Genomic DNA, 15,974 nt, shown 5'->3' with positions numbered 1-15,974 from the left:
CATCGTTTAAATTTCAGCCATTTAGTCGTAAGCAAAAGAAGCTTCTCATGTGGTGGGCTAGCAAGAGTCCATATAAAGACTATGACACGGTGATCGCTGAGGGATCCATACGGTCAGGCAAGACAATCGCAATGATCGACTCGTTTATAACCTGGTCACTAGCCAAACACCGTGATCAGAACTTTATCATTGCTGGTCGATCAATGGGCGCATTAAAGCGTAACGTGCTTGAGCCGATGTTTAAGATCCTTGTTGTTAAAGGCATCGAGTACCATTATCACCGGTCAGAGAATCCACACGTCATTATAGGATCAAACACATACTACCTGTTTGGGGCAAACAACGAAGCTAGTCAGGATACATTACAAGGGTTAACAGCAGCGGGCGCTTATTTGGATGAAGCGGCGCTTTTTCCACGTTCATTTGTTGATCAGGCGCAAGGTCGTTGCTCGGCTGAAACTGGCGATGAGGGCGCGAAGATCTTTCTCAACTGCAACCCGGAAGGTCCTTATCATTGGTTTAAAACGGAGTATATCGACAAGGCAAAAGAAAAGCGTATACTGGTACTCCACTTTCAGATGGATGATAACCTTTCATTGTCTGACAGGGTTAAGAATCGGTACCGCAGGATGTTCTCAGGCGTCTTTTACCAACGTTTTATTCTTGGTTTATGGGTGATGGCTCAGGGTGTCATTTACGATATGTTCCGGGAGGATGAGCATGTAATTGATGAATGGCCGTCCTTAATTCGAGAGTATCAAGTGTGCGTTGACTACGGTACTCAGAACCCAACTGCATTTATCCTACAAGGCATCAAGTACGATCGAGACGGTCAGCGTATCTACTACAACCTTAAAGAGTATTACTACGATGGTCGAAAAAAAGAACGCCAAAAGTTAGATAGCGAGTATCGTAAAGACTTAGAAATCTTCTGTGAAGGTTACACCAACAAGGTGATCATTGATCCATCAGCTGCATCATTAATTGCAGAGATTAGGCGCTCGGGTGAACTAAGCGTCATTCAAGCAAAAAACGATGTGCTGGACGGAATCAGAACTGTAGGTACTACTATAGCCGATGGCAGAAATTACACGCATCGAAAATGCGTAAATTTAATACGTGAGCGTTCGTCTTATGTCTGGGATGAGAAGGCGGCCGAACGTGGAGAAGACGCACCGAAAAAGCAGAATGACCATTGTTCAGATGCTGAGCGCTATGGAATCTATACAAATGAAAAAGGTAATTTAAATATGCCAGTTGATCATGCTGCGCTATTGAGGGGGGTGAAAGTACATGGGTAAGATCTGGAGCGCTATTACCGGTGAGATGTCGAGGTTTAGAGACAATATCACCAGCTTCGGCATTAATCTTATTGGTGGTATGCACAGACCGTATACACTCGATTCCCGCAAAACCGATCATACACTCACAAAAGAGCTTTACGATAATACCAACGATGATTACAAGCTCGGCGGTGGCTTTGTAAAGCCGGTTGTTAATACCTCAGCATCCTTTATGGGAGTGCCAAAGTTTCACAGTCAAGATGAGGAAGCTCAAGAAGTTTTAAAAAGCTTCGTTGAACGAAATCGATCTAAAATGCTGAGGACAGAGCGCAATGCTTTGCGTGATGGTGACTGCTACATCTGGATTACAAGGGAAGAAAATCAGGATACTTCGTTGTTTCCAGAGGAAAAAGACAAGATCGTTTATAATGTATTGCCTCCTGGGCAAGTCAAAGACATCATATTAGATCCGATTACTCATAAACCAGTTGAGTACCAGCTTGAATCAAATGAAGAGTGGGTCGATGATACAGGTTATAAACGACAATTTATTTATAAGCAGAGGATATTGGCAGGTAAAAGAATAGTGGAAGTTGATGGCGATCCACCGGATACAATCGAAGTCGGTGAGATTGATTCCCCGTGGGATTTCTTGCCGATCGTCCATTTTAAAAATGAGTCAGATGAAAGTGAGAAGTTTGGGAAGAGTGAAATTGAATCCATTGAGCCCTATATTAAGGCATATCATGATGTCATGCATCATGCGATGCAAGGGTCAAAAATGAACTCAACGCCGAAATTAAAACTTAAATTAAAGGATGTAGCTGGATTCTTAAGAAATAATTTCGGGATAGATAACCCAGCCGAGTATGCAAGAAAAGGCGGTTCGTTAAATTTAGAAGGAAAAGAAGTCGTGTTCTTATCAGAAGATGAAGAGGCAGGATTTATTGAAGCTCAAAGCCCAACGGGTGATGCGAAGCTGTTACTACAGCTTCTTTTTTATTGCATAGTAGACGCTTCAGAGACGCCTGAATTTGTGTTTGGTGTCCATACGCCGAGCTCTCATGCATCGACTAAAGAGCAAATGCCGGTGTTGGTACGCAAGGTACAACGAAAGCGAGATCAATTTACAGAGCCATTCCAGCGCATTGCTCGTATCGTTTTAGCAATGACCCAGGCGAGCGAGAACAAAGCATTTAGCACATTTGCAACAGAGCTTGAATGGGAAGAAGTAGATCCGCGGGACACGAAAGAGGAAGCCGATGAAATTGAAGTTGTCGTCCGTTCATTGTCTCAAGCAGTAACTACTGGATTAACATCCATTGATGCTGCTGTCGATTTCTTAGCTCGTTATATCGACACCATGGATAAATACGAAGGCAGTGAGGATAGTGAAACGAAAGAAAAAGATAAGCTCATGCGTACCAAGCTCTTAGCTCAAGGATTAGAAGACACTCAACTGCTCGAAGATCAGCGCCGTAAGATCCTCAACTTGCAGAATGGACGAGGTGAGAGCTGATGGAGCTTGATGACGTTATTAATGCCTCTGGACCATATTACAAATGGGCATTAGAACAACGTAAGCAGTACATTGATTTGCGTTTACGTCAGGATCCAGAAATTCGAGCGTTATACCAGCAAGCAAGCCAACAAATTACCCGTCAATTAAGAGACTTAGAGCGCCGTGGTTATACCCAGTTGTCGTTACAGCATCTAGAATCACTGGAAAATCAGCTGAGTCAAGCGTCTAGGACGTTAAATGAGCAGTTAACCACTAAGCTTGATGAGTATTTAGAGCTTGGTGTTAAAGCAGGGGCTTATACAAGCGAGCGAGTGACTGTCGAAGCACTTAAGGGTGCAAATATGAGTATTCAGCCTTATCGTAGCTCAGTCATTAGAGTTAATCACGATGCAGTACAAGCGATGTGGGGACGATCAATCAACGGTCTTAATTTATCTGATCGTATTTGGAAGACTAGCAATAACACTAAGGACCATCTTTCAAAGATTATGAGAGAGGCAATGGCTACAGGTCAGAGTCCTCTTAAAACAGCTGAGTTGCTACAAGAGTACATTAGAGACGGTGTTAAGACCGTGAGCGGCAAGTACCCAGAGCTCATGAGCCGTGTTAATCCTCCAAGAGATTTAGCTTACGAGGCATTGCGACTGGCTCGTACGGAGACGACAGCAGCATACGGTGAAGGCGTGATAGCATCAGCTAAGACAACGCCGATGGTTACAGGTATACAATGGCTCTTATCGCCAAGTCATCCGATTTATGACGTTTGCGACGAGTTGGCTGCAAAAGACACGGGATTAGGACCTGGCATTTATAGAGTTGATGAAGTACCCGTCTTTCCACCCCATCCTAATTGCTTGTGTACTCTGGTTACGGTGTTTGAAGAACTCGATACATTTACAAATAAGTTGAAGGAGTGGTTAGATGATCCGTCATCACACCCTGAAATTGAACAATGGTACCAAGAAAACGCAGCTTAGCAGAGAGGAGGTGTAATAACGTGGATTGGTTATTATTATTTGGAGAAATGCAAAGCACTGATGATACTCGTGTAGAGGACATACCGTTAGCTCCTTCAGTAGACATTGAAGCATTGAAAAAAGGCGACGAGGAACCATTAGAGGTAGTAGTATCAATTCCAGCAAGTAAGTCTACTCGTGGCTGGAATTACTCATCAAGTGCACTTAAGTCAATCGTCAACAAAGTTAATCAGTCAACACTTGCAGGGTTTAAAGGCCATCAAAAGCCAGAAGATGTTAGCAATCAATTCCTCAATCCAGCCACACACTGGATAGGCGCTAAGATGGAGGGTGAGACTGCTTATTTTCGAGGGGTTGTAGACTCGACAGAAAAAGATCTAAAGCGATGGATCCGCAGCGGCCGTATCAAACAGGTATCGATCTTTGGTCGTCCTAAGCTACAAAAAGCAAACGGTCAAACCAATGTTGTTGATTACGATGCGATGTCAATTGATTGGACGCCGTTAGATCGGGCTGGAATGCAGACGAGTATTGTCGCGATGTCCGGTGAGATGTGGGGTGTTGAAGGTGAGGGACCACAAGATACTAATAAAGGAGGCAACAAAACTATGAATCCAGAAGAGCTTTTGAAAGAGCTAAAAAAAATGTACGGGAATAAACAAGTAACCATGACTATGATTGCCGGTGAAATGGGACTCAAAGCCGAGGATATCGCAGGAGAATTAGATCAGAAGTGGACATCTAACCTCGTAGAATCTGAAAAGACGTTACAACAAGTGCAGACGGCGTTAGGCGTTACCGGAGAAATGGATGTAGTTAATGAAGCCAAGAAAGCAGCTGAAGCATTGCAGAAGCAGTCTACAGAAGATGTAGAATCGATGGTCGGTGAAATGATGACTGAAAAAGTTTCTAGCGATGCGGTTAGAAAAGAATTGAATGATGAGAAAACAGTGCTTGGTCGTCTTTGGTCTTACCATAAGGGCGGTCTTAAAGAAGGCATCACTAAAGATGAGCTAGCTGCTGAAATGGATGGTTTTTTAAAGCAAGGCATTGTTGCTGAAATGATCAGCAAGCAACATACAGAGCTACCAGCTGGAACGTCTTTTACAGACAACAAGCAGACTAATACTATGACAGCTACTCGTAAGAGTACAACTCAACTTTAAATAGGAGGGGTATAAATGGACGTTAAAGGCAGACCGTATCCAACGACACGACACTATGATCAACGAGCAAAAGTATCTGACGGGCAGAGTGTGAGGGTTAAAATTCCAGAAGGAAAAGATATTGTTCCGCAAAACCTGTACCTCATTGACGGCTTCTTAGGTTTTGCTACCGGTCAAGATGATTTAGCAGGCGAGCTTATTCTAACTGTCGAGCGAGCAGAGTTTGAAACAAATCAGGTGAAGCCAGATACAGAATATAGCCTTGGTGATCAAGTGTATTTTGATCAAACAGATGAGGTGCTAACTAAAGAACCGAATGATCGCTTTGCAGGGATTGTCACTAATCCATTAGATAGCAAAGGGAACATTTGGTTTATTTTATTTAATCAAGGCAGTCAAACTTCAGGAGGGTCAGGCGTTTCTCAACAAGCATTCGATGCGTTGAAAGAAGAGGTTGAGCAATTAAAGCAACAGGTTGATGGAGGGGGAGAATAAGCATGATCAAAGTACACAGTCGCGATACAAGATTGGAAGAACGACGTAAAGCTGAAGTTAAAGAAGCGGTAAGTTTCATTGTAAATGGTGAAATGGACACTGTTGATAAAGTCATTAATAAAGGTGCTTTTGAGACATTAGAGCTGAGCAAACCAATCGGTGAGATGATGACTAACTCAACAACACGCAAGGAATTTTTGCGTAAGGTTGTATTAGACGTGGAGCTCGGACGTGAGCAGGTTCCTACGCTTTATCAGCCAATCTATGATGTGATTTCAGACCCTAATATGCCTAAAGAATTTGAGGCTAAATGGGCACAGTATGGAGCTGTCATCTTTGCGGAACATCTAGAAGGTGAAGAGGTGAAGTTCGGTTCTCTCAATGCTGAAGAAGGTCCTATTGCGCGTATCAAGGGTTATAGTGCAGGTTTTGAATATACTAAAGAAATTCAAATGTTTAACCAAGCATTTAATTTAGAGATCCTTAACCGTGCTTATGGAGAAGCTCACAATGCAATCCTTAACCACCTTCATTTTGCACCTATCATTAAGCACTCTTATAAACCTAAAAATAAGACTACAGCAGTTTATGAGAATGAACTAAGCAAGGTGTTGCCAAGCGCTGAGGGAGCTCATATCGGCTTGTCTATGCGTGCTACTCTGCGAAAAGCATTAAGTGACGCTCGTATCGAAAAGCGTCCAGGTAACATCCTTCTCGCTTCAGAGGCGGATCGTGAAGCAATTGAAGAAGGAATGGGGCAATTTTATATTCAGGCGACACCGTATAGCCCAGTGTCAGGTATTACGGATGTGATCTATTACGATGGTTGGGAAACGACGGTAGGTAAAAAAGATTATACGTACGATGGAGTTAAACCAGGTGAAGCTTACCTCATTCGTCCGAAGCGTGGTTTTAAAGAGCTTATTAAGCAACCTTTACAAATCCAGTCTACAGCCGGGGACTTAACTCGTTTGGTCGAAGCTCAAATTGTTGGTGATTTCTGGAGAGGCGTCTTTGCAGCAGTTGAAGAAAACGTTCAAAAGATTCAATTGCCTGGGTATTAATTATGAGTTTTACAGATAAGGATTTAATCAAGCTGAGGCGTTATACAAATGATGTTGGCAAGAAATTATTTGATGACGATGAGCTGATGAGCATCTTGGAGGATCATAGTGACGTTAATCAAGCTGCTTCAACGGTGTGGGCGATCCGTGCAGGATCTTTGGAAACGGAAATAGAATCGTATTCAGTTGGTCAAGAAACCTACCACACCACTAAGTTAAAGGATAAATTGGAACATGCTTTAAAAATGGTTCAACATTACTCACATTTAGGACACGGAGAAGGCGGTGGAGATACCGGCTTCATTTTTAATGTTAAAAGACCGGATGTGATGTAATGAAGGATTTTGTTAATTTGCGTAGGGATCACGTAAAAATGGCTATTGATGATAATCCGATCTCTATAACGATTAAATGGGTTGAGCTTATTCGTGAAGGCGGGGGACGTAAAGAAGTGCCAAGGGAAATTGGTCCTCTAAAGTGCCGTAAATATCTTGCTAAAGCTCCAGGTCTTAATAAGAGCACTGATGTGCAAGGTAGTCGTAAAAGTCAGCATGATTTTAATTTGTTGGTACCTTATGACGCCAGGCTACCGTTAACCATTAAAGATGAGCTCACGGTGCCAATGCACGGTATGTCATTTAGGTTTTTATCGATTACCCCACAGTATCAGTCTGATGAGCTCGTTTGCTATCATTGTGAGCTCGAAAGGGTGATCTAATGTCTAAGTTAGGCGGAATTACTGAAGATCGCTTAAAGCGTAATATGGCTGCATTATATATTTTGGGTAACAGACTCGGTAAAGATATGGAACGTCATGCTAAAACATCGGCACCCTGGACGGATCGTACAGGATCGGCAAGGGGTGGCATACAAGGTGGGGCTGAAAAAACAACAAGAGGTGCAACAATTGTTCTTGCTCACAGTCAGCAACACGGTGCTTTTTTGGAGCTTGGTACGGGTCTGTATGGTCCTATTGGTGCGCCATATGATATTGTACCGACTCTATCATCTGCACTGTTTTGGGATGGTGCTAATCATCCCGTAACGAGTGTTAGGCGTCATCCTGGGATGGAAGCAAGACCGATCCTGAAACCAACTGCTGAAAGACACAAACATGCTATTAAGCGTAGTGTGCAGCAGTTGTTTGGAGGTAATTAATGCGTGAATTAATACGCCAACATTTAATTGAGAATGGTTTTGAGCATGTATATGAACCAACGGTTGTGACTACAGCAGATGAACCGCCTTATTTGATATTACAGAAGGGTTTGCAAGATGGTCCTTCAGGTCATACAAGCGATAAAACAACGATTATAGTTTATCCGTGTGTAAAGAACCTTACATTTAATGCACTGGACAGTCAGGCGCAAGACATTGTTGAAGCACTTGATTTTCAGTGGCTAGTGAAAGATGGGAAACCTTACTTTGTGCAGTATGTAAATGCTGAGCAAGATACGTTTGTTGAAGATTGGCAGGTGTACACTAAGGGACTTAACTTCGAGGTTGTTGCTTTAGATTGGATTGATAATAAGACCACAGATCCCGATCCGATTGAAGCGCTGAATGACTGGACAAATTTTCAATTTGATTATTTGCAGACTGATCCACAGAGTTGGCAACCTACAAATAAAAGTCCTGGTTTATATTGGCGGTTAGAACGCATCACACGTTCCGAGCATACAGCTTGGGGTGCATGGCTTGATGTTCAAATAAAAGGTCATCTAGTAATGCCTGATCGAGTCCACCGTAGCAGGGTCTTAAAAGATCTTGCGCAAACACTCGCTTGGCAGAAAGAAATCCTTATGAGAGATCAATCAACCTTATTTTTCGAACAAGCAATTACTGTAGATAATGGCGCAGATATGATCTCACAAGGGCAAGTGACGTTACCTTGTCGCTATGGTGTCCTCTACAGAGAGGATCATGATAAGTTACATGAAATTAACTTTGGAGGTGTCGTGATTGACCGATAAAAAGAAACAAGAAGCAGAACAGCCAAAAGCTAAAGAGAATCAAAATAAAAAAGAAACAACAACAAATACCAAAAAAGTTGAGGTTGCATATCACAAGGCAGAGATCTTGATGAATGCAGCCTCTTTTAATGTTAGTAATGAGGTATTATCAGGTGCGCTATTTGCGGTGAATAAGGATCAATTAACGAAATCAGAAGTCGAACAAGCGATTAAAGAATATAGATATAAGGAGGTTAAATAGATATGAGTGGTAGAGTACTAAGTCCGAATGTATCAATGCCTAGACCTGGGTCATTCGTGCATTTTTATAATGCTGGTTATTCGGCTCCCAGCTTTACAACTAGAGGTGTAACTGCTGCAATTCTTGCAGCGAGTTTTGGTGCCGTAGGGGAAGTTACTACAATTCGGAACCCAGAAGAGATTGTCGAACTAATTGGTCCTAATGAAGAAGCAGAAAAAAGCTTTCAAGCTGGAACTCAAGTATTACATGTAGTGAGAGTAGGTAGTGGAGGAAAAACCGCCAAAACAACCATTGGTGAAATCGAGTTAGAAACTAAGCATCCTACAGAACGTAAATTTAATGTAAGTATTCGAGAAAGTTTGGTTCCAGGTACTAAAGATTTTATTCTGTTTGAAAAACAACACCTGTTAGAACGATTTGATTTTGAAAGTGGTTCAAATGAAACGGATGAATTAATCAACCTCATCAATGAGAGAAGTAAATACCTTACAGCTAAGAAAAGAGAATCAAGCGGTGGTGGAGACGAAGAAATCGAATCCATGACTGCAAACCAATCACTAACTGGCGGAGAAAATCCAGAAGTTAGAGCTGGTGATTACGCTGAAATCATGAATAAGCTCGATAAGTATGCGTTTATGAATTTGTTTACTGACGTAACAGACATGCAAGTCCATGTATCACTTCAAACATATATCTCTCGACGATTTAACGAAGGACTTCGTTGTTTTGGTGTTGTTGGTGAAGGGTTAGGTGTTAGATTCTCGGAAAGAAAAGCAAACGCTCTATCTTTTGATGATTTTAAGATTGTGTATGTAGGTAACGGATTTCTCGATGAAGAGGGTCAAACCGTAGAAGGTAGTGGAGCAGTAGCATATGTAGCTGGTGTATCTGGTTCAGTTGATTATCGTGATAGTTTAACGCATAAACGTGTAGTTGGATCCACGGGAATCTATAGTGATTTGGATATTCGCCAGTATGACGAAGCTGCTAAATCTGGGATGCTGGTCTTTTCTGAATCCAATGAAGGTAGTGCCATGATTGATTATGGTATCAATACAAAAACAACTTTCGATGAGAATGAAGATTTAGGCTGGAATAAGATTCGACGATTAAGAACGCGTTACGAACTAATTGATCGCTTAGTGGGCGTATCAGATGGTTTGATTGAACGTGGGATGGACACCAATGATGATGGAAGAGCTCAATTCATCATGGAAGGCAACGAAGTCATTCAGAACATGCCTGGTATTGACTCTGGAGAAATTGTATTAAGTACAACCAATCCACCACATGGGGACAGTGCTTGGTATGAAATCATTAATATTACTGATCTTGATTCAGTAGAAAAATATCACCTTAATTTTGGATTCAGACGATAGGAGGGCTTATAAATGGCAGATGGACGTTATATATTACGTAGTTGTGTACCAGACGGATCAATCGATGTTGCAAACATTCAACCTGGGGAGGTCATTCAACGTGAATGGTCATTCCGTGTAAACATGCCGCCTGAAATTCAAGAGGCATTGGATAACGGCGAGTTAGATCCACGCAATATTAACCGGGGTTATGATGGTAAATTGTTTGATGGAGAAGGTAACTGGCTAGCAGAGGTTAATACATTTCATGTTCAACTGAATGTTACAAACTCTGATTATCAACCAGCAGGGCAAAAAATTACGTGGGCAATTCCGATGTCTTACACCGTTACTTTAACGTTTACAGAAACAGTAGTTAAGGATGCTGTGATGTTGAGTAAAGTCATGGGAGGATTTCAAAATGATGCTCCTGATGCATTGCTTAATTTCCAAGGATTTATTAAAGGACGAGCTGCATAAAAAATACAAAATGATGGGCGTAGGGATAACCTGCGCCTTAATAATTGGAGGAATTTAAATGACTGAAAAACTTACTCAAGCAGAAATGGAAGAAAAAGAAGCAGAGCGTGAAGATTTACTAGAAAATGAAACGGATTTATTAAACTCGTTACTCGAAGCGCATAACTACAAACAGGAAAAGCATCAAAAAATTGATATTATTCGAGACGGAAAGCGATACTTTTCTTTCTCTGTTAAGGGCATTGATGATGAAACACAAGAGGCCATTCGGAAAAAATATACATCAATAGAAGGTAAAGGTCGAAAGCAACAGCAAAAATTCGATGGCGTAGGATTCAGCAATTCTCTAATTTACAATGCAACAATTGATGAAGATAAGCAAAAGTTATGGAATAACAAAGAACTTCGAAAACAACTGGATGTATTATCTCCTGCTGATGTTGTAGGTGCTGTCCTGTTATCAGGTGAAAAAGATCGTGTTGGAGAGGTAATCCATGAGTTATCGGGCTTTAACGATGACTATGACGATCCAGATGTTGACCCTGATTTAGATTTAGCAAAAAACTAATAGAAGCTGGGGGAGTAACCACTCTCCTAGCTGAAATTTATTTAAGTAATGGTGATCCACCTTCTAAAGTCATGTCTATGCCTAAAGGAGAACGCTCAATTGCTTTAATGGCTGCTCAAGTAAGGGTGAAAGAACGTAAAGATCATGAGAACAACGTTAAAACGATTGCAAAAGGTCTTACTGGTAGGAGGTGACACCTGTCGCAAATAATGAGGTTTATCGCATAGAAATACCTATTGAAGCCGAAGATCGGTACTCAGATGAATTTAGTCGAGCCCGGAGGAGCACAGAACGCTTCGAACGATCAGTTGAACGTACAAGGACTCGGACTGAACGATTAACAAGGCGTCGGTGGGAGATGCGCCTTAGCGCTAGGGATGGTGCAACAGGTGTCATCGGAAGAGCCACAATAATGGCGCAACGTGCTGCAAGACGAACATATCGTATGATAATGAGAGCAGCGGACTATGCAACACCAGTAATGAGATCTATAAATCGTAATGGAAATCGTTTACTCAGGACCAGTTATCGAATTACAATACGAGCTGTTGATATGGCAACACGTACTATAAGGAATATTAATCGAAGTATCAATAGCACTTTAGGGGTCATAGGTTTTGCAGGAGGAAGTGCTGCAGGAGTTGTGATCCCTTTAAAGTTAGTTGCCGATCGCCAAAACATGGAAACGGCTTTTGAAGTACTTCTAGGAAGTGCTGAGGAAGCAACAAAACGAGTTCAAGAGTTAACTGATTTTGCCCAATCTACTCCGTTTATGCGTGATGAAATCTTTGAATCGTCTCGTATACTTGAGATATTCACTCAAGGTGCGCTTGCAACAGGTGATGGATTAAAGCAAATTGGTGATATAGCTTCAGGCACTCAACAACCCTTCTCAGATGTAGCTTTATGGATGGGGCGTATGTATGACGCTATGCAATCTGGTCGTCCAATTGGCGAGATGGGTGCGAGGCTTCAAGAAATGGGTGCAATTTCAGGTGAGCAAAGAGCACGACTAGATGATCTTGCTGCAAGTGGTAAAGACATATCAGAAATTTGGCCAAAGGTCACTGAAGAATTTTCTAGGTTTGATGGAATGATGGAGAAGGTTTCCAAGAACTTAGGAAATTTATTTTTGTATGTGTATGCTTTTGCTCAGGAAGATATATTGAGACCTTGGGGTGAAGGGTTATCAAGAACTATACAGCCCGCCCTAGAAAAGTTTTCATCTTGGCAAGCTGAGAATCGAGATATTATTGATGCTTGGAAAGAGGACATACGAGATTTTGCTGAGAGCTTTTCGGGAAACATTCTTGATGGAGTATACTGGTCTATTGATCACTTGAACAATAATTATATAAATAACGAAGAATTCCAAGAACTCGACCTAGGTGGTCGGGTTCGTTTTGTTATGGATGACATTAGCGATCTGTTTAGTAACTGGTGGTCAGAGAATGGAGAAGATCAAGTTACTAGCTTCGCAGATTCATTCGGTAGCAATCTTGGAAGCGCACTTAATGGAGCTATTTTAGGAATCTTAGGGGTGGATTCTGAAGACTCAAGCCCATTTGCCGAAGCTGGAGTTACCGCAGGGAAATCATTTATAGATGGATTTATAGAACAAATCAATTTTGGTGATATTGGACAAGGTATTTTTGATTTGTGGTCTTCATCACTTCCGTCTACAGAGAAAAGCATTGGCGGTAATATCATATCAGGTCTTTTCCAAGGCTTCTTGCTAAGTCAATTGTTGAGTATCGGAGGCAAATTATTTGGTGGATTAAGAGGGCCAGGTCGAATGATTGGTGGTCTTTTTGGCAGAGGCAATAAAGATCGAAACCGAAGAATGCCTAGAGAAGATCAAAGACAGCAGAGTCAGCAAAGGCGAGGTGGTCGTAGAGGGATTTGGGGGCGCACTGCTGGAGCTATTAGCGGTTTGTTTACAGCTGGTGCTGCAATACCAGATTCTGATAACGAACGACGCACGAGAAGTCAGCGACATTCAGGACCAGGCGTCTGGGGAAGAGTTGTAGGGTCTACAAGAGGCTTATTTAATCGTAATCCAGCAACAGCAAATGGCTTTGTGTCCTCTCCTTACGCCCCAGGTGGCGGTGGCGGAATGATGCGATCGATGGGTCGGACGATTCGCCCGCTTGCAATCGGTGCAAGTCTGATGGACATTTTCAGCGCTGAAGAAGGTGAGCGTGGTGGCTTATTAGCATATCTAGGTGGTTCGCTTGCAGGAGGAGCTGCAGGAGCTAAAGGCGGTGCTGCTCTCGGTGCTGTATTAGGACCTAAAGGCGCTGCAGTCGGCGGGATTGTTGGAGCCATCGGTGGTGCAATCGGTGGAGAAAAGTTTGTTGAGTGGATGGACACCAATGGCATTCTTCAATCTATCTCTGACACAATCTTTAATGGGTCTTGGTGGAGTCAAAAGTGGGAAGATGTCAAGAGCTGGGCTAGAGAAGCATGGTCTAATGTCACTGATGTATGGGATTCGGTTTTAGAGAGTGCAGATAACACCATTTTCAATAGTGGTTGGTGGTTAGAAAAATGGCAATCCGTGAAAGGATGGTTTGCCGATGCTTGGGGCAATGCCAAAGATGTATTTGATGGCTGGTTAGAGACAGCTGAAGAAACAATCTTCAGTATGGATTGGTGGATGTATCAAGCTGGTTATGTTCTTGGCGTCCTCGAAAACACCTTATTTAGCAGCGATTGGTGGTTAGAGCGTTGGGATAGTGTTAAAGAGTGGGCTGCCGAGAAATGGGAATCTGTTGATGAAATATGGCAAGACGTTTTGGAGTCCCTCGAAGGTACTATTTTTCATTCTGACTGGTGGCTAGAACGCTGGGAAAACGTCAAGACATGGGCTGCTGAAAAATGGGAAGAAGCACAAGAAGTCTGGGAATCTGTAAAAGAAAACATAAGTGAGACCATCTTTAATGCTGAATGGTGGTCAGAGCGCTGGGAAGATACTAAATCTTGGGCTCAAGAAAAGTGGGATGAAGCTCAAGAGGTTTGGGATTCTGCAATTGATCGAATAGAATCAACTATCTTTAGTGCTGATTGGTGGTTAGAGCGTTGGGATAGTGTTAAAAATTGGGCATCTGATAAGTGGAATGAATTCACTGAAGTCTGGGAAAGCGTTAAAGAAGGTATAAGTGATAGCCTCTTTAGTAAAGATTGGTGGAATGAAAAGTGGGAAGGTGTTAAAAGCTGGGCTACATCTGCTCTCGCAAGTATTGGTTCTAGTGTAGTTGGTTGGGTTGGTTCATTTGGAAGTGGGAGAAATGATGGCGGAAAAGAAGGATTTAACTCTTATGCAAATGGTGGCATGATCGATCGCCCACATTTGGGGTTGGTTGGTGAAGCCGGGCCAGAAGCTATAATCCCACTTTCTAGCGCAAGAAGAAAAAGAGCAATGCAATTATACGAGCAAACAGGTAAGAGGCTGGGTGTCAACGCATATGCAAATGGTGGCATTCAAGGCAGTGTATCTGATTTGCCAATGGCATCAGGTCAAGGCGGTACAGTAGCAACAACACTAGGGGTAAGCTCAATTGGTGCCGACTTTACGACAGAAGCAGAAGAATACGGCCGTACCTTCGTGAAGTCCGTAGATGATGGCGTACAAGGGAATGTTGTTGATCTTGAATCTTGGAAAGCTAGAAACATCAAGCAACCTATGGATCAAGAAGTGGCTGAATCTCCTAATTACGGTCGTGGCGTCGTACTTGGATTTAAGCAAGGCCAAGACAGTACACCTACTGAAACACTCTCGTACCTTGAAACAAACGTACAAGCCCCATTTTTATTAATGCGTGATCGATCTATATCGTGGGGCTCTGGAGCAATTGACGAGTTTAACTCAGGTATGCGGTCGCGTGGAGCTAATGTTAGTGAGGCTGCAACGGAATTAGCGAAACGAGTGGAGTCGGCGTTTAGAGCAGAGCTTGGCATTAACTCACCATCAACAGTAATGGCTGAAATGGGAATGTGGTCAGCGCTAGGGTTTGTTAATGGACTAAGCGATGTCGATGTTGAAGGGTATGCTAAAAAGCAACTGGCTGCTCTAATGGCTTTATATGGTGGTTTTCAACCAGACTTTGGAGCTGGATTTACCATGACGAGTGGCTTTGGTCCTCGCAGAAGTCCAGGGGGAATTGGATCTACAAATCACCGTGGCGTGGATTATGCTGCAGCGATGGGGACTCCTATTCGAGCTCAAGCAGGCGGTATGGTTAACTTTGCTGGTCGTCAAGGCGGTTATGGAAACATCGTACGTATCTCTGGTGCTGGAGGTATGGAGTATTTGTATGCCCATAACTCAGTCAATATGGTGCGTCGTGGTCAGATGGTGACACCTGGGCAAGTAATTGGTTTAGTTGGTAGTACTGGTAACAGTACGGGTCCTCATGTTCATTATGAAGTAAGACGCGGTGGCTCTGCCATTAACCCTATGGGTCACGTTAGAGGCTTTCACAAGGGTGGAATGGTTCGTGGTCGTCAATTTGCTGAACTTGGTGAGACGGGTGATGAGGTAGTTATCCCATTTGCCAATAGCCATAGAGCTCGAGCACGTAACTTATATGAGCAGACCGGGCGACGCCTTGGTATTAAGCCAATTGATATGGGCGGTGGCTATGAAGGTGAAGGAACGACAAACATTACAATCCACCAAGACGGCAAAGGCGGTATCACTGTTGAAAATCTAGAAATTCATATTGATGCAAGTGGCGTTTCGAGTGTTGAAGAATTAAGAGAAATGGTACCTGACATCGCAGAAGATTTACTCGTTGAACTTATGAAAGCCATTGAACAAAGTCAAGACAATAAATCTGCATAGG

15 protein-coding genes are annotated in these 15,974 nt (G+C 42.6%); all 15 read left to right on the top strand.

Translation table 11 applies throughout. The features are described 5' to 3' along the window. Window positions 1-47: 47 nt before the first annotated feature. Window positions 48-1,301: a PBSX family phage terminase large subunit gene (locus JOD17_RS14290; RefSeq protein WP_239575548.1), complete on the top strand. Its 1,254-nt coding sequence runs from the start codon at window positions 48-50 to the stop codon at window positions 1,299-1,301. Continuing rightward, the gene (locus tag JOD17_RS14285) at window positions 1,294-2,802 is read left to right on the top strand and encodes a phage portal protein (protein ID WP_204698571.1); all 1,509 of its coding nucleotides are present in this window, start codon (window positions 1,294-1,296) and stop codon (window positions 2,800-2,802) included. The genes JOD17_RS14290 and JOD17_RS14285 overlap by 8 nt, the downstream gene beginning before the upstream one ends. Further along, window positions 2,802-3,782, top strand: coding sequence for a structural protein (locus JOD17_RS14280; protein ID WP_204698570.1), 981 nt, complete (start codon window positions 2,802-2,804; stop codon window positions 3,780-3,782). The genes JOD17_RS14285 and JOD17_RS14280 overlap by 1 nt, the downstream gene beginning before the upstream one ends. 20 nt (window positions 3,783-3,802) lie before the next feature. Then, window positions 3,803-4,948 (top strand): hypothetical protein, encoded by a 1,146-nt coding sequence (locus JOD17_RS14275; RefSeq protein ID WP_204698569.1) that lies wholly within the window; start codon window positions 3,803-3,805, stop codon window positions 4,946-4,948. Window positions 4,949-4,963: 15 nt separating this feature from the next. Then, a complete protein-coding gene (locus tag JOD17_RS14270; RefSeq protein ID WP_204698568.1) occupies window positions 4,964-5,443 on the top strand; it encodes a capsid cement protein in 480 nt (159 codons plus the stop codon). Window positions 5,444-5,445: 2 nt separating this feature from the next. Continuing rightward, on the top strand, window positions 5,446-6,507 hold the full coding sequence (locus tag JOD17_RS14265; RefSeq protein WP_204698566.1) for a hypothetical protein: 1,062 nt from the start codon (window positions 5,446-5,448) through the stop codon (window positions 6,505-6,507). A gap of 2 nt (window positions 6,508-6,509) precedes the next feature. Next, entirely contained in the window at window positions 6,510-6,842 is a 333-nt protein-coding gene (locus tag JOD17_RS14260; RefSeq protein ID WP_204698564.1) for a hypothetical protein, read from the top strand. 38 nt (window positions 6,843-6,880) lie between these two features. After that, complete coding sequence (locus tag JOD17_RS14255) at window positions 6,881-7,225, top strand: hypothetical protein (protein ID WP_204698562.1); 345 nt, start codon at window positions 6,881-6,883, stop codon at window positions 7,223-7,225. After that, window positions 7,225-7,665, top strand: coding sequence for a hypothetical protein (locus JOD17_RS14250; protein ID WP_204698560.1), 441 nt, complete (start codon window positions 7,225-7,227; stop codon window positions 7,663-7,665). The genes JOD17_RS14255 and JOD17_RS14250 overlap by 1 nt, the downstream gene beginning before the upstream one ends. Continuing rightward, entirely contained in the window at window positions 7,665-8,480 is an 816-nt protein-coding gene (locus JOD17_RS14245) for a hypothetical protein (RefSeq protein ID WP_204698558.1), read from the top strand. The genes JOD17_RS14250 and JOD17_RS14245 overlap by 1 nt, the downstream gene beginning before the upstream one ends. Beyond that, the gene (locus JOD17_RS14240; RefSeq protein ID WP_204698556.1) at window positions 8,470-8,721 is read left to right on the top strand and encodes a YqzN/YkzM domain-containing protein; all 252 of its coding nucleotides are present in this window, start codon (window positions 8,470-8,472) and stop codon (window positions 8,719-8,721) included. The genes JOD17_RS14245 and JOD17_RS14240 overlap by 11 nt, the downstream gene beginning before the upstream one ends. Window positions 8,722-8,723: 2 nt before the next feature. After that, entirely contained in the window at window positions 8,724-10,100 is a 1,377-nt protein-coding gene (locus JOD17_RS14235; RefSeq protein WP_204698554.1) for a phage tail sheath subtilisin-like domain-containing protein, read from the top strand. A 12-nt stretch (window positions 10,101-10,112) separates the two neighbouring features. Further along, window positions 10,113-10,559, top strand: coding sequence for an endoglucanase (locus tag JOD17_RS14230; protein WP_204698552.1), 447 nt, complete (start codon window positions 10,113-10,115; stop codon window positions 10,557-10,559). Window positions 10,560-10,617: 58 nt separating this feature from the next. Beyond that, on the top strand, window positions 10,618-11,127 hold the full coding sequence (locus JOD17_RS14225) for a phage tail assembly chaperone (RefSeq protein ID WP_204698550.1): 510 nt from the start codon (window positions 10,618-10,620) through the stop codon (window positions 11,125-11,127). A gap of 358 nt (window positions 11,128-11,485) precedes the next feature. Next, complete coding sequence (locus tag JOD17_RS14220) at window positions 11,486-15,973, top strand: peptidoglycan DD-metalloendopeptidase family protein (protein ID WP_204698548.1); 4,488 nt, start codon at window positions 11,486-11,488, stop codon at window positions 15,971-15,973. Window position 15,974: the final 1 nt, after the last annotated feature.

This window comes from Geomicrobium sediminis (genome assembly GCF_016908595.1).
GTDB classification, from domain to species: Bacteria; Bacillota; Bacilli; order Bacillales; family Marinococcaceae; genus Geomicrobium_A; species Geomicrobium_A sediminis.
The sequence above is the reverse complement of the archived record's forward strand: the minus strand, read 5'-3'. Positions and strand labels throughout refer to the sequence as shown.